This window comes from Achromobacter ruhlandii (genome assembly GCF_002082135.1).
GTDB classification, from domain to species: Bacteria; Pseudomonadota; Gammaproteobacteria; order Burkholderiales; family Burkholderiaceae_B; genus Achromobacter; species Achromobacter ruhlandii.
Window position 1 is genome coordinate 2,233,029 of sequence record NZ_CP017433.1, and the last position, 20,047, is coordinate 2,253,075.

The following is a 20,047-nucleotide window of genomic DNA, read 5'->3' on the forward strand; positions in this document are numbered from 1 at the left end:
CGGCAAGCCGATGTAACCGCCGCTTGCGGCGCCTTGCCAGCGCCGCGCGGCGCCGTCACACTTCGCCCCTGGCTCAATCCGAACAGGCATTGGATACAGATGGTAGTGATCGACACCGAACAAACCCGCCGCGCATTGTCGTTCGACGCGGCGATCCCGGCCTTGCGCGAGGCGTTCCGCCAGGGCGCCCAGGTGCCCGCGCGCCATGTCCACGCGATCGAATCGGGCGGCGCGCACGGGACCACGCTGATCATGCCGGCCTGGAACGAGCAGGGTTACTTCGGCGTCAAGGTCATCAACATCTTTCCCGAGAACACGCGCCAGTCGCTGCCGGGCCTGCACGCCACCTACAACCTGTACAGCGCTCGCACCGGCGTGCCGCTGGCGCAGGTGGACGGCGACCTGGTGACGGTGTTCCGCACCGCCGGCGCGGCGGCGCTGGGCGCGTCCTACCTGGCGCGCGAGGATGCGCGGGTGCTGGTCATCGTGGGGTCGGGCCGCATTGCCGGACTGGTCGCGCAGGCCATGCGCACGGTGCGGCCGATCGACAAGGTGTGGGTCTGGAACGTGCGGCCGGCCGGCGCCGAGGCGCTGGCGGCGGCGCTGCGCGAGCAGGGCTTGGACGCCAGCAGCACCCTCGATCTGGAGCGGGCCGTGCGCCAGGCCGACATCGTCAGCTGCGCGACGCTGTCGACGGTGCCGCTGGTGCGGGGCGACTGGCTGCGCCCGGGCGCCCACCTGGACCTGATCGGCAGCTTCAAGCCCGACATGATCGAGACCGACACGGCCTGCTTCGACGGCACCACGGTCTACGTCGATACCGACGAGGCGCCGACCAAGGCCGGCGACCTGCTGGCCGCGTTCGAGGCCGGCGTGCTGGCGCGCGAGGACATCCGCGGCAACCTCACCGACCTGGTGCGCGGCCAGGCGCCGGGCCGCACCCGTGCGGATGAAGTGACCGTGTTCAAGGCGGTCGGCAGCGCGCTGGAGGACCTGACGCTGGCCGCGCTGGTCTACGAGGCCTGCGGCGGTCAGGCAAAATAACGCCATCCGCTGTTTTTCTTTCTTGCGAGCTGTCGTCATGTCCCGCTTCTTCGTCCGCTACGCCTGCGCGCTCGCGCTGGCCGTTCCCGCCCTGTCCGTCCATGCCGAGATCGTGATCGGGGTGGATGTCTCCACCACCGGCCCGGCCGCGGCGATCGGTATCCAGACCAACAACGCCATTCGCCTGTGGCCCAATACGCTGGGCGGCGAGCCGGCGCGCTACGTGGTGCTGGATGACGGCACGGACGTCAGCCGCGCGGTCAAGAACCTGCGCAAGCTGACCTCGGAAGACAAGGTCGACGCCATCGTCGGCCCCAACACCACCGCCGCCGCCCTGGCCGGGCTGGATGTGCTGGCCGAGACCGGCACGCCGATGATCGCGCTGGCGGCTTCCAGCGTGATCGTCGAACCGCTGTCCGATCCCAAGCGCGCCTGGGCCTTCAAGATGCCGCAGAACGATTCGCTGATGGCGACCGTGCTGGTCGAGGACATGAAGAAGGGCTTCAAGAATGTCGCCTTCATCGGTTTCGCCGATTCCTACGGCGACAGTTGGTGGAAGGAGTTCTCCGCGGCCGCCGGCAATGACATCAAGATCGTGGCGCAGGAACGCTTCCAGCGCACCGACGCGTCGGTGGTGGGCCAAGTGCTCAAGGTGATCGCCGCCAAGCCGGACGCGGTGCTGGTGGCCGGCGCCGGCACGCCGTCGGCGCTGCCGCAGAAGACGCTGCTCGAGCGCGGCTACACCGGCGCCATCTACCAGACCCACGGCATCGGCACGCTGGAATTCCTGCAGGTCGGCGGGCGCGACGTCGAAGGCACGTTGTTCCCCACCGGCCCCGGCGTGGTGGCGCGCGAGCTGCCGGATTCGAATCCGGTCAAGAAGGTCGCGGTGGAATTCGCCGACAAGTACGAGCGCCAGTATGGCGCCAACACCCTGACGCAGTTCGCCGGCGACGCCTATGGCGCCTGGATGCTGCTGGATTCGGCGGTGGCGCGCGCCCTCAAGACCGGCGCCAAGCCAGGCACCCCCGAATTCCGCATCGCCCTGCGCGACGCGCTGGAGAACACCCGCGACCTGATCGTGCCCAACGGCGTGCTCAACATCTCCAAGGACAACCACCAGGGCTTCGACGAGCGCGCCCGCGTGATGGGCGTGGTGCGCAATGGCAAGTTCTCCTATGCGGACGCGGCGGAGAAAAAATAGGGACGACATAGTCCCGTACGGTTCGTAACGAGTGCTCACCCGCCATAGGGCGGGACGGGGAAAAGCAGGCTTCGGCCTGCTTTTTTTCGTCCATATCATTAGAGGTGAAATGATTTAATGTCGTATCATTTTTAGCGAAGCCATGTACCTAGAAATAAATTCGGGAGAAATAAGACCATGATCGTCCAACGCACCCGCCGCGTCCTGCTGGCCCTGAGCCTGGGCCTGCTGGCCGCCTGCTCCGACTCCGGCTCGGACAAGCCCGCGCAGGGGGCCAGCGCGCCCGCCGCTGGCGGCGACACGCTGGCCGCCGCCAAGGCCGCCGGCAAGATCCGCATCGGCTACGCCAACGAGGCGCCGTTCGCCTTCATGGACAGCAAGGAAGCCAAGGTCACCGGTGAATCGGTCGAAATCGCGCGGGTGGTGCTCAAGCGCATGGGCATCAACGAGGTCGAGGGGGTGCTGACCGAGTTCGGCTCGCTGATCCCGGGCCTGCAGGCCAAGCGATTCGACATCATCGCGGCGGGCATGTACGTGACGCCCGAGCGCTGCGGCCAGGTGGCGTTCTCGAACCCGACCTATGGCGTGGGCCAGGCGTTCCTGGTCAAGCAGGGCAACCCGAAGAACCTGCACAGCTACGAGGACGTGGTCAAGAACCCGGACGCCAGGCTGGGCGTGGTGGTGGGCGCCATCGAAGCCGAATACGCGTCCAAGGTGAAAGTGCCGGCCGGCCAGATCGTGGTGTTCCCGGATGCCGTGAGCGCGCTGTCCGGCGTGCAGGCCGGCCGCGCCGACGCCTACGCGGCCACCGCGTTGACGGTCAACGACCTGATGGGCAAGACCAACGACGGCAGCGGTCTGGAAAAAGCCGAACCGTTCACCGATCCGGTGATCGACGGCAAGGGCGTGCGCGGCTACGGCGCCTATGCCTTCCGCACGGACGACAAGGCCTTTGCCGACGCCTTCAATGCCGAACTGGCCAAGTTCATCGGCACCGAGGAGCACAAGAAACTGGTGGCGCCGTTCGGCTTCACGCCCGAGGAACTGCCCAAGGACGTCACGGCCGCCAAGCTCTGCGCCGGGCAATAGGGGGCGCCGATGCAGCTCATATCCGAACATATCGCCGAGCTGGTGCCGCCACTGCTGGAAGGCCTGGCGGTGACGCTGGAAATCATGGCGGGCGCCGTGGTGCTGGCGGTGCCGCTGGCGCTAGTGGCCGGGGTGGGGCGCCTGTCGACCGTGCGCCCCGTGCGCTGGCTGGCGTCCATCTACGTCGAGGTGTTCCGCGGCACGTCGGCGCTGGTGCAACTGTTCTGGTTCTATTTCGTGCTGCCGCTGTTCGGCGTGCAACTGCCGGCCATGCTGGTGGGCATCGTGGTGCTGGCGCTCAATGCCGGCGCCTATGGCGCCGAGGTGGTGCGCGGCGCGATCCGCGCGGTGCCGCCGGGCCAGCGCGAGGCTGGCGTGGCCCTGAACCTGACGCGCGGCCAGATCATGCGCCGCATCGTGGTGCCGCAGGCCATTCCGGCCATGCTGCCGCCGGCCGGCAACCTGCTGATCGAACTGCTCAAGAACACGGCGCTGGTGTCGCTCATCACCATCACCGACCTGACCTTCCGCGGCCAACTGCTGCGCAGCGAAACCCTGCGCACCACCGAGATCTTCACGCTCATGCTGTTGCTGTATTTCGCGGTGGCGCTGCTGATCACCGCCGGCGTGCGGCTGCTTGAACGGAGGGTCCGCGTCCGATGAAACCGATATTCGACTGGTCCTTCGCGCTGGAGATCCTGCCCACGCTGGGCTCGGCGCTGGTCATCACCATCCAGGCCACGGTGCTGGGCATGCTGGTGGCCGTGACGCTTGGCCTGGCGCTGGCGCTGCTGCGGCGCTCGCGCCTGGCGCTGCTGTCCTTGCCCACGGCGTTCGTGATCGAGTTCGTGCGCAGCACGCCGCTGCTGGTGCAGATGTATTTTCTGTTCTACGTGCTGCCCCTGACCGGGGTGCAGATGTCGCCCCTGGCGACCGGCATCGTGGCGCTCGGGCTGCACTACGCCACCTATTGCGCCGAGGTCTACCGCGCCGGCATCGAGGCGGTGCCGCGCGGCCAGCTGGAAGCGGCGCGGGCGCTGAACATGTCGCCGTGGCGCACGGCCGTGGGCGTGGTGCTGCCGCAGGCGATCCCGCCGGTGGTGCCGGCACTGGGCAACTACCTGGTGGCTATGTTCAAGGACACGCCGCTGCTGTCGGCGATCACGGTGGTCGAGTTGCTGCAGCAGAGCAAGATGATCGGCTCCACCACCTTCCGCTACACCGAGCCCCTGACGCTGGTCGGCGTGCTGTTCCTGGCGTTGAGCCTGATCGCGGCCTGGGGCGTGCGCGGCCTGGAGGCCCGCCTGCAACGATATGGAGGAAAGCGATGAGTTCCAGCATCACCATCAAGAACCTGCACAAGCGCTATGGCGAGCTGGAGGTGCTCAAAGGCATCAACCTGGAGATCCCGGCGGGCCAGACGGTGGCCGTGATCGGGCCGTCCGGCTCCGGCAAATCGACCCTGCTGCGCGTACTGATGACGCTGGACCAGCCCAGCAGCGGCGAGATCGAGATCGACGGCGAGCCGATGTGGACCGACGCCCAGGGCCGCCCGGCCGGCCCCAATTCCGAGCACCTGCGCAAGGTGCGCGGCAAGATCGGCATGGTGTTCCAGCACTTCAACCTGTTCCCGCACATGACCGCGCTGGGCAACGCCATGGAGGCGCCGGTGCACGTGCTGGGGCTGTCGCGCGACCAGGCCCGCGAGCGCGCGGTGGAATACCTGGAAATGGTCGGCCTGGGCGACAAGCTCGACGTCTATCCGGCGCAGCTGTCGGGCGGCCAGAAGCAGCGCGTCGGCATCGCCCGCGCGCTGGCGATGTGCCCGGAGATCATGCTGTTCGACGAGGTCACCTCGGCGCTCGACCCGGAACTGGTGGGCGGCATCCTGCAGATCCTGCGCGACCTGTCGGCGCGCAAGAGCATGACCATGATCATCGTCACCCACCAGATGAAGTTCGCCGAGCGCAGCTCGGACCGCACGCTGTTCTTCGACCAGGGCAACATCGTCGAGGATGCCGAATCGCAGACGCTGTTCAGCGATCCGAAGGAGGCGCGCACCCGGCAATTCCTGGACAGCGTGATCGAGGGGCAATAAGCCGCGGTAATAAGGGGCGGGCCTAAAGGACGGGCCTAAAGGGCGGGCCTCGTCCCGCCCTAAATCCCCACGCGGGCGTCGGGATTGGCCGCGCGGGCGGATGCCGGCGCTATGCTGTGCATCCGCGTCCATCGCCCGGAGCCTTACGCATGAGTCATCTTTTCAGTCCCACGTCAGTCGGCAATGTCGAACTGGCCAACCGCATCGTCATCGCGCCCATGTGCGAGTACTCGGCCGACGAGGGCCGCGCCACCGACTGGCACATGATCCACCTGGGCCACCTGGCGCTGTCGGGCGCGGCGCTGCTGTTCACCGAAGCCACCGCGGTCGAGGCCGACGGCCGCATCTCCCCGGGTGACCTGGGCCTCTGGTCCGACGAGACCGAGGCCGCGCTGGGCCGCGTGGTGCAGGCAGTGCGCCGTTATTCGCCCATCAAGCTCGGCATCCAGCTGGGCCACGCCGGCCGCAAGGCGTCCAGCCATGCGCCCTGGGAGGGCGGCCAACTGGTGCCACCGGAGCAGGGCGGCTGGCAGGGCTGGGCGCCGTCGGCGCTGCCGCACAATGCCTCCGAGCCGGCGCCGCGTGCGCTTGACGCCGCCGGCCTGGCGCGGGTGCGCGACGCCTTCGTCGACAGCGCCCGCCGCGCCATCCGCCTGGGCTTCGATGCCATCGAACTGCACGCGGCCCACGGCTACCTGCTGCATCAGTTCCTGTCGCCGCTGGCCAACCAGCGCGACGACGAATACGGCGGTTCGCTGGAGAACCGCATGCGCTTTCCGCTGGAAGTGTTCCGCGCGGTGCGCGAAGTGACGCCGTCCTCGGTGGCGCTGGGCGTGCGGGTGTCGGCCACCGACTGGGTCGAGGGCGGCTGGGACCCGGCGCAGACGGAGGCGTTCGCGCTGCGGCTCAAGGAATTGGGCTGTGAGTTCATCGACGTCTCCAGCGGCGGCGTGTCGCCGCTGCAGAAGATCCCGGTGGGGCCGAACTACCAGGTGCCGTTCGCCGACGCCCTCAAGCGCGCGGTCGGCCTGCCCACCATCACGGTGGGCCTGATCACCGAGGCGCAACAGGCCGAGGACATCCTGGCGCAAGGCCAGGCCGACATGGTGGCGCTGGCGCGTGGCATGCTGTACGACCCGCGCTGGCCCTGGCATGCCGCCGCGCAACTGGGCGGGCAGGTCGCCGCGCCGCGCCAGTACTGGCGGTCGCAGCCGCGCGAGCTGAAGGAACTGTTCGGCGAGACGCGCTTCGGCCAGCGCTAGCGCGCGACCGTCGTCCAAGCAAAAAACGCCGCGTGACGCGGCGTTTTTCATGGGCGGACGGTGCGCGCTTACAGGCGCGAATACGCCGCTTCCAGTTCGCGATGCAGGATCTCCGCGAAGTCGGCGCGGGCGGCGTCGTGCTGCGACAGCAGGCGCGCCAGCACCACGTTGTCCTCTTCGCCGTTCCAGATCTTGATGTAGGTGCCTTCCTTGTAGCCATGCTGCTGGCGGAAGATGTTCAGCACGTTCTTGGAAACGTACTGGGTGTAGGCATCGTTCCAGCTCATCTCGCAGGCGGTCATGCTCTGCTCGAGCAGCTTGAAGCTGGCGCGGCCGCACACCGCCAGGCCACCGATCAGTTCCAGCAGTTCGGGCACGTTCAGGCTGGCCAGCGCGTAGCTCTTGCCGTCCAGCGTGATCGAGGCGGGGCCGGCCAGGTCGGCCACCAGCGCGGCGGCGGCGGCGTTGACGTCGCCCTTGGCCTGCACGATGGTGTGCGACAGGTAGAAATGCAGGATGTCGACCAGTTCCATCTGCACCTGCGGCAGGTCGATGGTCTGCTTCTTCCACCACTTCCAGCCGTAGTGCTCCAGGGCCTCGGCCGATTCGACGAAGGCGGCGCGCAGGAAGCGGGCGCCGCCGTTGATCCAGTCCGGATTGATCATGCTGTTCAGATCGCCTTGCAGCTTCAGCATCGTGGCCGCCTGGGCCTGGTTCAATCCGACAACGTTATTCACTTTCACTCCGGTATTCGTGGGGTCTGTTCGACAGCGGCGGAAATGTTAGCACCATTGCCGCCGCTGCCGCGTCGGCTCACGCATCCTTGCGGTACGACGAGGTCTTGAGCGGCGGCAGCTTTTCCAGCGGCCGCTTGCGCGGGTCGCGGGCGCCGCTGGCCGCCTTGAACAGCATCAGCGCGAAGAAGCCCAGGAATACCGCCGGCATGAAGTCGTCCAGGTCGAAGCGCGGCGCGTGCAGCGCCTTGAAAGCGATGTTGACCGCGGCCCAGCCGGCCACCGCGCCGGCGATGGTCAGGAAGATGCCTTGCTTGCGCTGGCGCGCGCGCTTGGCCAGCGAGACCGCCTCGGCGTCGGTCTGGCCGGGGGCGACGGTGGCCGCCACGCTGTCGGCGCGGCGCGATTGCAGCGGCGGCGGGGCCGTCTTGCCCCAGGTCAGGTCGTTCAGGGAGCCCTGGCTCGGCACGGGCGCGGGCGTCGACGCGGGCGTGGCGACCGGCGCGGCGCCCTGGCGCTTGGCCTCGGCCTTGCCCGGCACCCGGCCGGGCGTGGCCCCGCCCGCGCGTGACAGATTCTCGATGTAGCGCGCGAAGTCGCCGTCTTTGGGCTCCAGGTCGATGGCCATGCCGTTCTCCGCTAGTTGCCGCGACGGATGCGCGCCGGCTGCCGGCGCTTGCGCATCATCGCGACCAGAAGTCCGCATCCTAGCAGCACTGAGAAGCCCGCGCCGATCATCATGGCGATCTGCTGCGCGTTCTCGGCGGCGCCCAGGCTGCGCGCGGTGATGTAGCCCGGCGCCAGCATCAGTGGCATCCACAACACGGCCGACAGCACGTTGGCCATCTGGAAGCGGCCATGGGCCATGCCCATGACGCCCGCCACGGTCGGAATGGTCGAGCGGATCGGGCCCAGGAAGCGGCCGATCAGCACCGAGGCGAAGCCATAGCGGTAGAAGAACAGCCGGGCGCGGGCGACGGCGGTGCGCTGCTGCTTGAGCGGCCAGCGGCGCAGCACGCTGGGGCCGGCCCAGCGGCCCAGCGCGTACGACAGGGCGTCACCGACGATGGCGCCGGCGATGCCCCAGGCCAGGATGCTCCACGGATCGAGCGTGCCCGCGCCGATCAGGCCGCCAGTCAGCAGCATCAGCGCGGTCGCGGGGATGAACAGGCCCAGCAACACCATCGATTCCCCCAGGGTGAGCAGGAAAGTGATGGGGCCGGCCCACGCCTGGTTGGTTTCGATCAGCACGCCGATCTTGTCGATGTATTGGTCCATGAGGCGGAAGTTGAAAATTAGCTGAACGTAATCGGGTATCTTAACGCCTGCATGGTGGAGCCGCGTGAAACATGCGCTCTATCGAAGGCTATCGTCGGAGTTCTATGGATTCGGTTACACAAGCCGTGCTGGGCGCGGGCATACAGGGGGCGCTGCTGGGGCGCGTGCAGGGCCGGCGGGCGCTGATCTACGGCGCGGCGCTGGCGACGGTGCCGGACCTGGATGTGTTGATGCGCTACCCCGACCCCGTCTCACTGATGACGTACCACCGCGGTTTCTCGCATTCGATCTTCGTGCTGACCGGTCTGGCGGCGCTGCTGACCTGGCTGATCCGCAAGTACTGGCCGCAGGCGCAGTACAGCGCGGGACGCCTCTTCCTGACGTTGTGGCTGGTACTGGTGACGCATCCCGTGCTGGACGCGTTCACGGTCTACGGGACGCAGTTGTTCTGGCCATTGCCGTCGATTCCGGAAAGCTGGTCGGCGATCTTCATCATCGATCCCGTGTATACCGTGCCGCTGCTACTGGCGGCGGTCTACGCGCTGATCGCGGGTTTGACGCCGGGCGCTCGCCGCCTGCTGGCCGCCGCGCTGGTCTTCAGCACGACCTACCTTGGCTTCGGACTGGCCGGCCGCATCGCCGCGGAGGATCGGGTGCGCGAGGCCATGCAGGCGCAGGGCATCGCCGTTACCGAATTGCGCGCCGTGCCCATGCCGCTGAACACGCTGTTGTGGCGTGTCATCGCCAAGACGCCCGATGGCCATTACTACGAGGCCGTCAGCAGCTGGTTCGACCGTGACCCGCCGGAATGGCTGCGCCTGCCGCTCAATCCGCAACTGGGCCATGCGTTGGCGGACATGCCGCTGCTGCAGCGCCTGCGCTGGTTCACCGATGATTGGCTGCGCTATGACGCCGTGGGCGACGCGCTGGTGGTGACCGACCTGCGAATGGGCGTGGCGGGACATTACAACTTTCGCTTCAAGATGGCCGAGCGCGACGCCGACGGCGGTTGGCGGCCCGTGACCCCGTCGGGCTGGCCGGGCGCCCGGGGCGGCTGGGCCGAATTCAAGCTGGTGCTGGCGCGCATCCTGCATGCGCAACCGCCGCTGCCGCTGGCGCAATGGGCGCAGACCGCGACGCGCTGACCGCGGCGCGTGGCGCTGTCTGGCAGGCCCGCCCGCTTCGGCGGGCTTTTTTTCGTCCAGCCACGGGGGGCGAGGGGCGGCGCGGTCGTCGCCGGGGCGTGACCTGGGGCCGTCCCGTATTGACCGTAAATCCGCCGTTGCATTATTCTTGTTCGATATTAAGGAACAGTAGTTCCGTTTATTGGAACAAAAATGAGTATTCTCGATGGCGTGCAGCGCGTGCTGGCGCTTTACGCGGAAGGCGCCGTGGAACTGAGCTTCACCGACGTGGCGCAGCGCCTGGCGATGCCCAAGAGCACCGCGTCGCGCCTGCTGAACCAGATGCAGCATTACGGACTGCTTGACCAGGACGCGGCCACGCGCCGTTATCGCGCCGGCGCCTTGTTGTCACAAGCGGTGCGCGCGAGCCAGGCCGCCACGCCGCTGGACGAAGCCTGCCGCAAGGTGCTTGCGCGCCTGTCCGACGACAGCGGGCTGACTGCGTACCTGTCCACCCTGAATCAGCGTGAAACGGTGGTGCTGCAGCGCTTGAACGGTTCGCATCCGGTGCAGGTGCTGTCGCCGCCGGGTTCGCGCCGTGCCGCCTCGGGCACGGCAATGGGCCGCGCCCTGCTGTCGCGCCTGACCCAGGATGAGTTCGACGCGCTGTACGGCGCCGATCCGGCCCAGCCGCTGCCGGTGGAGGGCAAGGACTGCCCGGCCACCGTGGGCGAACTGGCGCAGCGCGTGGCCCAGACCCGCGCCGACCACTACGGCGTCGCCATCGACCAGGCCATGCCCGGCATCGGCGCCGTGGCGGCGGCGGTGCGCGATCCGGACAGCGGCGAATTGCGCGGCTTGTGCCTGTCTTTCGTTTCCTTCCAGGTCGACGCCGCCCGTGTGGCCGCGCTGCGTGATTCGCTCATGCGACAGGTCGCGGCGCTGGGGCGCGAATTGAACGATCCCTATTGGCTGGCCTGATGGCCCGGCTTCCCACCGATTGACCCTATTGCCCCATCCGGCCGCCTGCGCGCGGCGCTCCGACTTTCCCGATTTCACGGAACCCCACTCATGAATCTCCTGCTTCTCAGCAATTCCAGCAGCGACGCCGGCTACCTGGTCCATGCCCTGCCCGATATCCGCGAACTGATCGCCGCGCTGCCCGCCGGCGCGCCGGCGGTGTTCGTGCCGTACGCGGGTGTCACCCGCAACTGGGATGACTACACCACGCTGGTCACCACGGCGCTGGCCGACACCGGCCTGGACATCCAGCCGCTGCACCGCGCCGCCGACCCGGCGGCCGCGCTGGAGAAGGCCGCCGTCATCATTGTCGGCGGCGGCAATACCTTCAACCTGCTCGGTCAACTGCGCCGTCAGGGGCTGCTGAGCGTGATGGCGCGCCGCGTGCGCGAGGGCGCGGCCTACCTGGGCTGGAGCGCGGGCTCGAACCTGGCGTGTCCCAGCATCTGCACCACCAACGACATGCCGATCACCGATCCCGGCGGCTTCGACGCGCTCGGTCTGCTGTCCTTCCAGATCAATCCGCACTACACCAATGCCCACCCGCCCGGCCATCGCGGCGAAACCCGCGCACAACGCCTGGCCGAGTTCTGCACGTTGAATCCGACCAGCCCGGTGCTCGGCCTGCCCGAAGGCAGCGCGCTGCGCGTGCGTGATGCCGCCATCACGCTGGTCGGCCCGCATGATGCGCCGCTGTTCGTCGGCAGCGCCGAGCCGCGCGTGTTCGCGCCCGGCCCGCTGGAGATCCCGGCATGAAGCAGGTTATCGACGCCATCGAACTGCTGTCCTCCGCGCATATCACGGGCGAAGCGGTGGCGCAGGTACTGCGCGCGGCCGGCGATTGCGAGGTCGAAGTCACGCCGCTGGCGCGAGACGGCGCGGCGACGGAGTTCCTGTCCATCGTCATTCCCGGCGCCGATCCGGCCGCGCCTCAACTGGGCATCGTCGGCCGCCTGGGTGGCATCGGCGCGCGCCCGGCCGTCACTGGCCTGGTGTCCGACAGCGATGGCGCGGTGGTCGCCATCGCCTCGGCGCTCAAGATCATGGCCATGGCGCGCCAGGGCGATGTGCTGCCCGGCACCGTGCGCATCCGCACCCACATCTGCCCGCGCGCCGGCACCCGTCCGCACCATCCGGTGCCGATGATGCGGTCGCCGTTCCCGATGCGCGAAATGATGTCGCACGAAGTCGACCCGCGCATGGATGCGATCCTGTCGGTGGATACGACCCGGGGCAACCGCCTGGTGAACCGGCGCGGCGTGGCGCTGACGCCCGTTGCCAAACAGGGTTATCTGTTGCGCATTCCCGAAACCATGCTGGACGTGATGGGCTGGGTCAGCGGCGAGCTGCCATCGACGCTGCCGCTGACCACGCAGGACATCACGCCCTATGAAAATGGCTTGTGGCACGTCAATTCGCTGATGCAGCCGGCCATCGTCACCGATGCGCCGGTGGTGGGCGTGGCGCTGACCGCGCAGACCACCGTGCCCGGTTGCGCCACGGGCGTGACCAATGCCGTCGACGCCGACGTGGCGATGCGTTTCTGCATCGAGATCGCCAAGCTCTTCGGGCAGGGCGCCATGACATTCTTCGACGCCGCCGAATGGGCGGCGCTGCAAGGCCGCTATGGCTCCATGGCGCACCTGCAGACCACCGGCCGCGAGCCGGGGGCGGCGCAATGAGCGCGCTTCGCCCGCGCCGCGTGGCGTTCTTCACTATTGGCCAGTCGCCGCGCAGCGATGTGGTGCCGGAAATGGCGCCGCTGCTGGGTGAACACGTGCGCATCGACGAGTTCGGCGCGCTCGACGGCCTGGATGCCGCCGGGCTGGCCGCGCTGGCGCCGCGCCCGGGCGAATATCGCTTCGCCACGCGCATGCGCGACGGCGCCCAGATCGAACTGGACGCCGCTGCCGCCGAGGCCCGGCTGGCGCAGGTGATGCGCGAGGCCGATGCGGCCGGCTACGACGTGCTGGTGCCGTTGTGCACGGGCACTGCGATCGCGCCGATGCGCACGCTGGTGGTCGAGCCGCAGCAGGTCGTCGACCACCTGGTCGCCGGCCTGGCGCAGCACTGCCGCAAGGTCGGCCTGGTGGTGCCGCTGGAAGCCCAGGTCGACGCCTTCCACATGGCCGTGCCGCTGGAATGCGCGACCTCGGTGGTGCACGCCTCCCCCTACGAGGCCGACGCCGGGCGCGCGGCCGAACGTTTCACGCAGGCCGGCCAGGATCTGGCCGACTGTGATTTCGTCGTCATGCACTGCATGGGTTACGCCGAACGCATGCGGCAGGCGGTGGCACAGGCATCGGGTCGCCCGGTCCTGCTGTCCAACCGCCTGGTCGCGCAGGCGCTCGCGCAAATATTGGAATAAGGGAATCGACTTCATGTTCAGCCGTACTTTGCAACGCGCCGTGGGCGCACTGTTCGCCGCCAGCGCCCTGGCGGCCGCGCCGGCCCTGGCCGCCGACGCCTGGAAACCGACCAAGCCGGTGCGCCTGCTGGTGGGCTTCGCGCCCGGCGGCTCCGCCGACACGCTGGCGCGCCTGCTGGCCGAGCCGCTGTCGCAGCGCCTGGGCCAGACCGTGGTGGTGGAAAACCTGGCCGGCGCCGGCGGCAACATCATGGCTTTCCGCCTGTCGCAATCGCAGCCCGATGGCTACACCATCGGTATCGCCGCGGCCGGCTCCATGGCCATCACCCATGTGCTCAACGCCAAGGGCACCAGCTACAAGCCGACCGACTTCACGCCCATCACGCTGGCGGCGGTGCAGCCCAACGTGGTCATCGTCAACAAGGATGTGCCGGCCAACAACCTGGCCGAACTGAAGGACTACTTCCAGAAGACGCCGACCGCCACCTACGGCACCGCCGGCGTGGGCATCTCCAACCACCTGATCGCCGAGACCATGCTGTACAAGCTGGGCGTGAAGGTGCCGCACGCGGCCTACCGTGGCGCGGCGCCCGTCATCACCGACTTGCTGGGCGGCCATATCGCGATGACGATGGACAACATTTCCACCGCCGCGCCGCTGGCGCTGCAGGGCAAGGTCAAGGCCATCGGCGTGGCCTCGCTCAAGCGTTCGCCGCAATTGCCCGACGTGCCCACGCTGGACGAGCAGGGCCTGAAGGGCTTCGACATGCCGACCTGGCAGGGCGTGTTCGCGCCGGCCGGCCTGCCGGCCGACGTGCTGGCCGCCTACTACGCGGCGCTGCAGGACGTGCTCAAGCAGCCCGGCGTGAAGGAGAAGATGGCCGGCCTGGGTTCGGAGCCGGTCACCGGCATGACGCCCGAGCAGTTCGGCCAGTTCCTGGAGAACGACCGCAAGCAGTGGGCCGATATCGTGCGCGCCGCCAACATCAGCCTGGAGCAGTGAAGCCGCCGCGCCCGCCGATCGCAGCGGGCGCCGCAAACAAAAACGCCAGACTCGCGTCTGGCGTTTTTTTTGTCTCGGACGATCGCCAGCGTGTCAGACGGGCAACCGCGCCGCGATCTCGGCGATCAGGCGGCGCGCGGCGTCCAGCTTGTCGGCGGCCGGCAGCGGGTGCGCGCCCTGCGCGTCGAACAGCACCAGTTCGGTGGTGTCGGCGTCCATCACCTTGTGCGCCAGGTTGCCCACCAGCAGCGGAATGCCCTTGCGCTGGCGCTTGGCCTCGGCGTGCTCGGCCAGCTTTTCGGTCTCTGCCGCAAAACCCACGCACCACGGCCCGTCCTTGAGTTTGGCCACTTCGGCCAGGATGTCGGGATTGGGCTCGAATTCCATCTGCGGCGCGCCGCCGCCTTCGCTGGTCTTCTTCAGCTTCTGGTTGCTGACGTTCTTGACGCGCCAGTCGGCCACGGCCGCCACGGCGATGAAGATGTCGGCGTCGGCGGCGCTGGCCATCACCGCGTCGTGCATTTGCCGCGCCGTCATCACCGACAGGGCGGTGACGCCGCGCGGCACGGGCAGGGCGGTGGCGCCGGTGATCAGCGTGACGCGGGCGCCGGCTTCGCGCGCGGCGCGGGCCAGGGCGTAGCCGGTCTTGCCCGACGAGCGGTTGCTCAGCACGCGCACCGGATCGACCGGCTCGGAGGTGGGGCCGGCGGTCAGGAGCACGTGGCGGCCGGCCAGCAGCTTGGGCTGGAAGAAGGCGATCAGGTCCGCGAGGATTTCATGGGCTTCGAGCATGCGCCCGTCGCCGGTCTCGCCACAGGCCTGTTCGCCGGCCGACGGGCCCAGGATGCTGATGCCGTCGGCGCGCAGCTGCGCCACGTTGCGCTGGGTCGCCGGGTTGGCCCACATTTCGCGGTTCATGGCGGGCGCGACAAGCAGCGGGCAGGCGCGCGCCACGCACAGCGTCGACAGCAGGTCGTCGGCCATGCCGTGCGCCAGCTTGGCCATGAAGTCGGTGCTGGCCGGCGCGATCAGCACGGCGTCGGCGCCGCGCGTCAGGTCGATGTGCGCCATGTTGTTGGGCACCCGCGGGTCCCAGGCATCGACGAACACCGGACGGCCGGACAGGGCTTGCATGGTCACCGGCGTGATGAAGTGCGTGGCCGCCTCGGTCATCACCACGTCGACGACGGCACCTTGTTCGGTCATGCGCCGCACCAGCTCGGCGATTTTGTAGCAGGCGATGCCACCGGTCAGGCCGAGGACGATGCGTTTGCGGGCGAGGTCGAGCATGGGCGTCGGACGGCGTTTGGATGCCGTCGAATCAGGGAACGGACAGTGATTTTATTCCGCATTGCCACATCGCGCCGTTCGCCATGCGTGCAGGGGGGCTCAAATGGACAAAAACCCGGCCTAGGGCCGGCTTTCGAAGGGGGCGGGGAGGGCGTCAGGCGCGCGGCTTGCGCGCCCGCAGCAGCTCGTCCAGCACCAGCAGCACGGCGCCGCAGCTGATGCCCACGTCCGCCAGATTGAAGGCCGGGAAATACCAGTCGCGCCAGTAGAACAGCAGGAAGTCCACCACGTGGCCATACACCACCCGGTCGATCACGTTGCCGATGGCGCCGCCCAGGATCAGGGTCAACGCCAGGCAGAAGCGCGGCTGGCCACGGGTGCGGCGCAGGATGACGGTGATGACCACCGCGGCGACGATGCCCAGGCCGGTGAACAGCCAGCGTTGCCAGCCTTCCTCGGATGCCAGGAAGCTGAACGCCGCGCCGCGGTTATACAACAGCGTGAAGTCGAAGAACGGCAGCAGGTTTAGCCGCTCGCCGTACTGGTACGAGGTGTTGAAGTACACCTTGGTCAGCTGGTCCAGGACGATGATGGCCAGCGCGATGGCCAGCCAGCGGCCCACCCTTGCGGGGGCGCGCCGGCGGACGCCGCGCTGGCGGTGCCTTGGGGGCCGGCCATGCTCAGGCCTTGTCGCGGGCTTCGCCCGAGCCGAACAGGTTGGACACGCAGCGGCCGCAGATCTCGGGGTGATCCGGATCCTGGCCCACGTCCAGGCGCCAGTGCCAGCAGCGCTCGCACTTCTTGTGCCTGGACGGCGTGACCTCGATGCGGGTCTCGCCTTCGCCGGCGTGCACGGTGGCGCGCGAGACGATCAGCACGAAGCGCAGGTCGTCACCCAGGCTGGCCAGCAATTGCTGGTCTTCGCCGCTGGCGTACAGGTCGACCTCGGCCTGCAGCGACGAACCGATGTCGCCGGCCGTGCGCACTTCTTCCAGTTTGCGCTGGACTTCGGCGCGGATGGCGCGCAGGCGCGTCCACTTGGCCGACAGGGCCTCGGCGTCCGCGAACGGCGGCAGCGCGTGGTAGACCTCCGTGAAGATGGTGACGCGGGCGGCGTCGGCCTGGTGCTTCAGGGCCGAGCCGACCAGCTCCTTCCAGGCTTCTTCGGCCGTGAACGACAGGATCGGCGCCATCAGCTTGAGCAGCGTCTGGGTGATGTCCAGCAGCGCGGTCTGGGCCGAGCGGCGGGCCACGCTGTCCACCTTCGAGGTGTACAGGCGGTCTTTCAGGATATCCAGGTAGAACGCGCCCAGGTCTTCCGAGCAGAACGTCTGCAGGCGCGAGACCGCCGGGTGGAAGTCGTAGCGTTCGTAGTGGCCCTGCACCTCGGCCTGCATCTGCGCCGTCATGGCCAGCGCATAGCGGTCGATTTCGAACAGCTCGCCGTAGGGCACGGATTGCGACACGGCGTCGAAGTCGGCCAGGTTGGCCAGCAGGAAGCGCAGCGTGTTGCGGATACGGCGGTAGCCTTCGACCACGCGCTTGAGGATTTCGTCGGAGATCGACAGCTCGCCCGAGTAGTCGGTGGAGGCGACCCACAGGCGCAGGATTTCGGCGCCCAGCGAATCGGACACCTTTTGCGGCGCGATCACGTTGCCGACCGACTTGCTCATCTTGCGGCCCTGGCCGTCCACCACGAAGCCGTGCGTCAGCAGGGCCTTGTAGGGCGGCTGGCCATACAGCATGCAGCCGGTCAGCAGCGAGGAATGGAACCAGCCGCGGTGCTGGTCGGAGCCTTCCAGGTAGAGGTCGGCGGGCCAGCCCAGTTCGGCGCCGTGCGAGCCGGCGAAATCGCCGTCCTTGCCGCCCAGCACGGTGGCGTGGGTGCTGCCCGAGTCGAACCACACGTCCAGCGTGTCGCGGTTCTTTTCGTATTGGTCGGCTTCGTCGCCCAGCAGCTCGCGCGGGTCCAGCGTCTGCCAGGCCTCGATGCCGCCTTGCTCCACGCGTTGCGCGACCTGTTCCAGCAATTCGGAGGTGCGCGGATGCAGCGCGCCGGTTTCCTTGTGCACGAAGAAGGCCATCGGCGTGCCCCACTGGCGCTGGCGCGACAGGGTCCAGTCCGGACGGTTGGCGATCATGGCGTGCAGGCGGGCGCGGCCCCAGGCCGGGTAGAAGGCGGTGGCGTCGATGCCGGCCAGCGCCGATTCGCGCAGGGTCGGGCCGCCATCCTTGGGCTGCACGTCCATGCCGGCGAACCATTGGCTGGTGGCGCGGTAGATGATGGGCGTCTTGTGGCGCCAGCAGTGCATGTAGCTGTGCTTGTGCTTTTCGACGTGCATCAGCGCGCCGGCTTCCTTCAGGGCCTCGACGATCTTGGGGTTGGCGTCCCAGATCGACAGGCCGCCGAACAGCGCCAGGCTGTCGACGTACTTGCCGTCGCCCATGACCGGGCTGATGAAGTCGGTGTCCTTCATGCCGTGCTCCTTGCACGAGATGAAGTCCTCGATACCGTAGGCGGGGGCCGAGTGCACCACGCCAGTGCCCGAGTCAGCCGTGACGTAGTCGCCCAGGTAGATGGGGGCCTTGCGGTCGTAGGCGGCTTCGAACTGCGCCAGCGGATGGCGGAACTCGATGCCCGACAGCGCCGCGCCGGGGGCGGTGGCGATGACTTCGCCTTCCAGGTTCCAGGCCTTCAGGCAGGCTTCGACGCGCTCGCGCGCGATCAGCAGCAGCGGGCCGAACTTGGGCGCGGGCGACACGCGCACCAGCGCGTATTCGATTTCGGGGTGCAGGTTCAGCGCCTGGTTGGACGGGATGGTCCAGGGCGTGGTGGTCCAGATGACGATGGCGCCGTCGTCGACCTTGTCCAGGCCGAAGGCCTTGGCCAGCTTGTCGTGCTCGGCGAACGGGAAGGCCACGTCCACCGCCGGGTCGACGCGGTCGGCGTATTCGACCTCGGCCTCGGCCAGCGCCGAGCCACAGTCGAAACACCAGTTCACGGGCTTGAGGCCGCGGAACACGTAGCCCTTGTCCAGGATGCGGCCCAGGGCGCGGATCTCGTCGGCTTCATTGCTGAAGTTCATCGTCATGTAGGGACGATCCCACTCGCCCAGCACGCCCAGGCGCTTGAAGTCCTTGCGCTGGCGGTCGATCTGCTCGAGCGCGTAGGCGCGCGCCTTGGACTGCACCTCGGCCACGGGCAGGTGCTTGCCGTACTTCTTCTCGATCTGGATCTCGATCGGCATGCCGTGGCAATCCCAGCCCGGCACGTAGTGCGCGTCGTAGCCGGCCATGTTGCGGCTTTTGACGATGATGTCCTTCAGGATCTTGTTGACCGCGTGGCCGATGTGGATGTCGCCGTTGGCGTAGGGCGGACCGTCGTGCAGCACGAAGCGCGGACGGCCGCGGCTGGCGGCGCGGATCGCCTGGTAGACGTGGTTTTCCTCCCACTGCGCAATCCAGGCGGGCTCGCGCTTGGCGAGGTCGCCCCGCATGGGGAAGGGGGTATCGGGCAGGTTGAGGGTCTTTTTATAGTCCATGAACGGCAAAATAGGCGCGCGCGTTTCGCGCGTCTTCGGCGATGGCGGCAGTCAGGGAAGGGAGATCAGGAAATTTTTCTTCGTCCCGCAGCTTTTGCAGGAATTCGACACGCACGAGTTTACCGTATGCGTTGACGGTCTCGTCGACCAGGTGCGCTTCCAACAGCACGCGTCCGCGGTCCTCGACGGTCGGGCGCACGCCCAGGCTGGCCACCGCCGGCAGGGCGCGCTCGGCCAGGCCATAGACCTGCACCACGTAGATGCCGGAGCGGGCCGCGCAGCGCTCGGCCACCCGCAGATTCATGGTCGGATAGCCCAGGGTGCGGCCCAGCTTCTGGCCGTGGATCACGTGACCGCTGATATGGAAGGGGTGGCCCAGCAGGTGGCGGGCCCGGTCCAGGTCGCCCACCGCCAGGGCGGTGCGCACTTCCGAGCTGGAAATGCGGTGGCCGTGGCGGTCGGTGACGTCGGCCAGGGTCTGCACCTCGAAGCCATGGCGCAGGCCGGCTTCGCGCAGCAGGTCGATGTCGCCGCTGCGCTTGTGGCCGAAGCGGAAGTCCTCGCCCACCAGCAGCCACTTGGTATCCATCCCCCGCACCAGCAGGTTCTCGATGAAGGCGTTGGCCGACATTTCGGCCAGGCGGGCGTTGAAGCGCTCGACCACGACCTGGGAAACGCCATAGCGGGCCAGCGCCGCCAGCTTGTCGCGCAGCCCGGAAATGCGGGTGGGCGCCAGCTCGGGACGCTGGTTCAGCGTGGCGAAGTACTCGCGCGGGTGCGGCTCGAAGGTCATCACGGCGGGCGTCAGGCCGCGGTCGCGCGCGACCTGGCAGACGCGCGCCAGCATGGCCTGGTGTCCTCGGTGGACGCCGTCGAAATTGCCGATGGTCAGCGCGCTGGGAGCGCGCTGGGCGGGCGGCGGAAGGGATCGGTGGATGCGCAGCGGTGGTTTCACGAGCGAGAGTTTACAATTTTGGGTTACGGGATTGTT

At 68.2% G+C, this 20,047-nt stretch carries 20 protein-coding genes; 13 read left to right on the forward strand and 7 right to left on the reverse strand.

The window, feature by feature from the left end:
- Positions 1-99: 99 nt before the first annotated feature.
- From lhpI to AruCF_RS10165, 7 genes are all read left to right on the forward strand, one after another.
- Positions 100-1,044, forward strand: a complete 945-nt coding sequence (gene lhpI, locus AruCF_RS10135; protein ID WP_049073123.1) for a bifunctional Delta(1)-pyrroline-2-carboxylate/Delta(1)-piperideine-2-carboxylate reductase — start codon at positions 100-102, stop codon at positions 1,042-1,044.
- A 37-nt stretch (positions 1,045-1,081) separates the two neighbouring features.
- Complete coding sequence (locus tag AruCF_RS10140) at positions 1,082-2,248, forward strand: ABC transporter substrate-binding protein (RefSeq protein ID WP_049073124.1); 1,167 nt, start codon at positions 1,082-1,084, stop codon at positions 2,246-2,248.
- 177 nt (positions 2,249-2,425) lie between these two features.
- Positions 2,426-3,337: an ectoine/hydroxyectoine ABC transporter substrate-binding protein EhuB gene (ehuB, locus tag AruCF_RS10145; protein ID WP_049073125.1), complete on the forward strand. Its 912-nt coding sequence runs from the start codon at positions 2,426-2,428 to the stop codon at positions 3,335-3,337.
- A 9-nt stretch (positions 3,338-3,346) separates the two neighbouring features.
- A complete protein-coding gene (ehuC, locus tag AruCF_RS10150; protein ID WP_006383963.1) occupies positions 3,347-4,000 on the forward strand; it encodes an ectoine/hydroxyectoine ABC transporter permease subunit EhuC in 654 nt (217 codons plus the stop codon).
- Complete coding sequence (gene ehuD / locus AruCF_RS10155; protein ID WP_006383962.1) at positions 3,997-4,668, forward strand: ectoine/hydroxyectoine ABC transporter permease subunit EhuD; 672 nt, start codon at positions 3,997-3,999, stop codon at positions 4,666-4,668. The genes ehuC and ehuD overlap by 4 nt, the downstream gene beginning before the upstream one ends.
- Positions 4,665-5,435: an ectoine/hydroxyectoine ABC transporter ATP-binding protein EhuA gene (gene ehuA / locus AruCF_RS10160; protein WP_049073126.1), complete on the forward strand. Its 771-nt coding sequence runs from the start codon at positions 4,665-4,667 to the stop codon at positions 5,433-5,435. Before ehuD ends, ehuA begins: the two co-directional genes overlap by 4 nt.
- Before the next feature lie 149 nt (positions 5,436-5,584).
- Positions 5,585-6,697, forward strand: a complete 1,113-nt coding sequence (locus tag AruCF_RS10165; protein WP_049073127.1) for an NADH:flavin oxidoreductase/NADH oxidase — start codon at positions 5,585-5,587, stop codon at positions 6,695-6,697.
- A gap of 68 nt (positions 6,698-6,765) precedes the next feature.
- Here the strand turns inward: AruCF_RS10165 and AruCF_RS10170 are convergent, their stop codons facing one another.
- The 3 genes from AruCF_RS10170 to AruCF_RS10180 form a co-directional block, all read right to left on the reverse strand.
- Positions 6,766-7,392 carry a dUTPase gene (locus AruCF_RS10170; RefSeq protein WP_174655167.1) on the reverse strand — a complete coding sequence of 209 codons (627 nt, stop codon included), beginning with the start codon at positions 7,390-7,392 and terminating at the stop codon, positions 6,766-6,768.
- A 118-nt stretch (positions 7,393-7,510) separates the two neighbouring features.
- Positions 7,511-8,059, reverse strand: coding sequence for a hypothetical protein (locus AruCF_RS10175; protein WP_049073129.1), 549 nt, complete (start codon positions 8,057-8,059; stop codon positions 7,511-7,513).
- Positions 8,060-8,070: 11 nt separating this feature from the next.
- A complete protein-coding gene (locus AruCF_RS10180; RefSeq protein WP_049073130.1) occupies positions 8,071-8,709 on the reverse strand; it encodes a DedA family protein in 639 nt (212 codons plus the stop codon).
- Between the two features lie 104 nt (positions 8,710-8,813).
- Between AruCF_RS10180 and AruCF_RS10185 the strand changes: the two genes are divergently transcribed.
- The 6 genes from AruCF_RS10185 to AruCF_RS10210 all read left to right on the forward strand — a co-directional run bounded on the left by AruCF_RS10185 (position 8,814) and on the right by AruCF_RS10210 (position 14,224).
- A complete protein-coding gene (locus AruCF_RS10185) occupies positions 8,814-9,854 on the forward strand; it encodes a metal-dependent hydrolase (protein WP_049073131.1) in 1,041 nt (346 codons plus the stop codon).
- A 192-nt stretch (positions 9,855-10,046) separates the two neighbouring features.
- Entirely contained in the window at positions 10,047-10,814 is a 768-nt protein-coding gene (locus AruCF_RS10190) for an IclR family transcriptional regulator (RefSeq protein ID WP_049073132.1), read from the forward strand.
- 90 nt (positions 10,815-10,904) lie between these two features.
- On the forward strand, positions 10,905-11,609 hold the full coding sequence (gene pepE / locus AruCF_RS10195) for a dipeptidase PepE (protein WP_049073133.1): 705 nt from the start codon (positions 10,905-10,907) through the stop codon (positions 11,607-11,609).
- Positions 11,606-12,535, forward strand: coding sequence for a DUF1177 domain-containing protein (locus AruCF_RS10200; RefSeq protein ID WP_049073134.1), 930 nt, complete (start codon positions 11,606-11,608; stop codon positions 12,533-12,535). Before pepE ends, AruCF_RS10200 begins: the two co-directional genes overlap by 4 nt.
- The gene (locus AruCF_RS10205) at positions 12,532-13,221 is read left to right on the forward strand and encodes an AroM family protein (RefSeq protein WP_049073135.1); all 690 of its coding nucleotides are present in this window, start codon (positions 12,532-12,534) and stop codon (positions 13,219-13,221) included. Before AruCF_RS10200 ends, AruCF_RS10205 begins: the two co-directional genes overlap by 4 nt.
- Before the next feature lie 13 nt (positions 13,222-13,234).
- The gene (locus AruCF_RS10210) at positions 13,235-14,224 is read left to right on the forward strand and encodes a Bug family tripartite tricarboxylate transporter substrate binding protein (RefSeq protein WP_049073136.1); all 990 of its coding nucleotides are present in this window, start codon (positions 13,235-13,237) and stop codon (positions 14,222-14,224) included.
- Positions 14,225-14,317: 93 nt separating this feature from the next.
- Here AruCF_RS10210 and coaBC read toward each other — a convergent pair whose 3' ends face one another.
- From coaBC to AruCF_RS10230, 4 genes are all read right to left on the reverse strand, one after another.
- Positions 14,318-15,514 carry a bifunctional phosphopantothenoylcysteine decarboxylase/phosphopantothenate--cysteine ligase CoaBC gene (gene coaBC / locus AruCF_RS10215; RefSeq protein WP_049073137.1) on the reverse strand — a complete coding sequence of 399 codons (1,197 nt, stop codon included), beginning with the start codon at positions 15,512-15,514 and terminating at the stop codon, positions 14,318-14,320.
- 154 nt (positions 15,515-15,668) lie between these two features.
- Positions 15,669-16,136, reverse strand: a complete 468-nt coding sequence (gene lspA, locus AruCF_RS10220) for a signal peptidase II (protein WP_157130038.1) — start codon at positions 16,134-16,136, stop codon at positions 15,669-15,671.
- Between the two features lie 58 nt (positions 16,137-16,194).
- The gene (ileS, locus tag AruCF_RS10225) at positions 16,195-19,056 is read right to left on the reverse strand and encodes an isoleucine--tRNA ligase (RefSeq protein ID WP_049073139.1); all 2,862 of its coding nucleotides are present in this window, start codon (positions 19,054-19,056) and stop codon (positions 16,195-16,197) included.
- Positions 19,046-20,011, reverse strand: coding sequence for a bifunctional riboflavin kinase/FAD synthetase (locus AruCF_RS10230; protein WP_049073140.1), 966 nt, complete (start codon positions 20,009-20,011; stop codon positions 19,046-19,048). Before AruCF_RS10230 ends, ileS begins: the two co-directional genes overlap by 11 nt.
- Positions 20,012-20,047 lie beyond the last annotated feature (36 nt).

What these genes read in the sequence shown, in the direction of transcription:
- lhpI (WP_049073123.1), top strand. Translation starts at nt 100, where the DNA reads ATGGTAGTGATCGACACCGAACAAACCCGCCGCGCATTGTCGTTCGAC.
- AruCF_RS10140 (WP_049073124.1), top strand. Translation starts at nt 1,082, where the DNA reads ATGTCCCGCTTCTTCGTCCGCTACGCCTGCGCGCTCGCGCTGGCCGTT.
- ehuB (WP_049073125.1), top strand. Translation starts at nt 2,426, where the DNA reads ATGATCGTCCAACGCACCCGCCGCGTCCTGCTGGCCCTGAGCCTGGGC.
- ehuC (WP_006383963.1), top strand. Translation starts at nt 3,347, where the DNA reads ATGCAGCTCATATCCGAACATATCGCCGAGCTGGTGCCGCCACTGCTG.
- ehuD (WP_006383962.1), top strand. Translation starts at nt 3,997, where the DNA reads ATGAAACCGATATTCGACTGGTCCTTCGCGCTGGAGATCCTGCCCACG.
- ehuA (WP_049073126.1), top strand. Translation starts at nt 4,665, where the DNA reads ATGAGTTCCAGCATCACCATCAAGAACCTGCACAAGCGCTATGGCGAG.
- AruCF_RS10165 (WP_049073127.1), top strand. Translation starts at nt 5,585, where the DNA reads ATGAGTCATCTTTTCAGTCCCACGTCAGTCGGCAATGTCGAACTGGCC.
- AruCF_RS10170 (WP_174655167.1), bottom strand. Translation starts at nt 7,392, where the DNA reads ATGCTGAAGCTGCAAGGCGATCTGAACAGCATGATCAATCCGGACTGG.
- AruCF_RS10175 (WP_049073129.1), bottom strand. Translation starts at nt 8,059, where the DNA reads ATGGCCATCGACCTGGAGCCCAAAGACGGCGACTTCGCGCGCTACATC.
- AruCF_RS10180 (WP_049073130.1), bottom strand. Translation starts at nt 8,709, where the DNA reads ATGGACCAATACATCGACAAGATCGGCGTGCTGATCGAAACCAACCAG.
- AruCF_RS10185 (WP_049073131.1), top strand. Translation starts at nt 8,814, where the DNA reads ATGGATTCGGTTACACAAGCCGTGCTGGGCGCGGGCATACAGGGGGCG.
- AruCF_RS10190 (WP_049073132.1), top strand. Translation starts at nt 10,047, where the DNA reads ATGAGTATTCTCGATGGCGTGCAGCGCGTGCTGGCGCTTTACGCGGAA.
- pepE (WP_049073133.1), top strand. Translation starts at nt 10,905, where the DNA reads ATGAATCTCCTGCTTCTCAGCAATTCCAGCAGCGACGCCGGCTACCTG.
- AruCF_RS10200 (WP_049073134.1), top strand. Translation starts at nt 11,606, where the DNA reads ATGAAGCAGGTTATCGACGCCATCGAACTGCTGTCCTCCGCGCATATC.
- AruCF_RS10205 (WP_049073135.1), top strand. Translation starts at nt 12,532, where the DNA reads ATGAGCGCGCTTCGCCCGCGCCGCGTGGCGTTCTTCACTATTGGCCAG.
- AruCF_RS10210 (WP_049073136.1), top strand. Translation starts at nt 13,235, where the DNA reads ATGTTCAGCCGTACTTTGCAACGCGCCGTGGGCGCACTGTTCGCCGCC.
- coaBC (WP_049073137.1), bottom strand. Translation starts at nt 15,514, where the DNA reads ATGCTCGACCTCGCCCGCAAACGCATCGTCCTCGGCCTGACCGGTGGC.
- ileS (WP_049073139.1), bottom strand. Translation starts at nt 19,056, where the DNA reads ATGGACTATAAAAAGACCCTCAACCTGCCCGATACCCCCTTCCCCATG.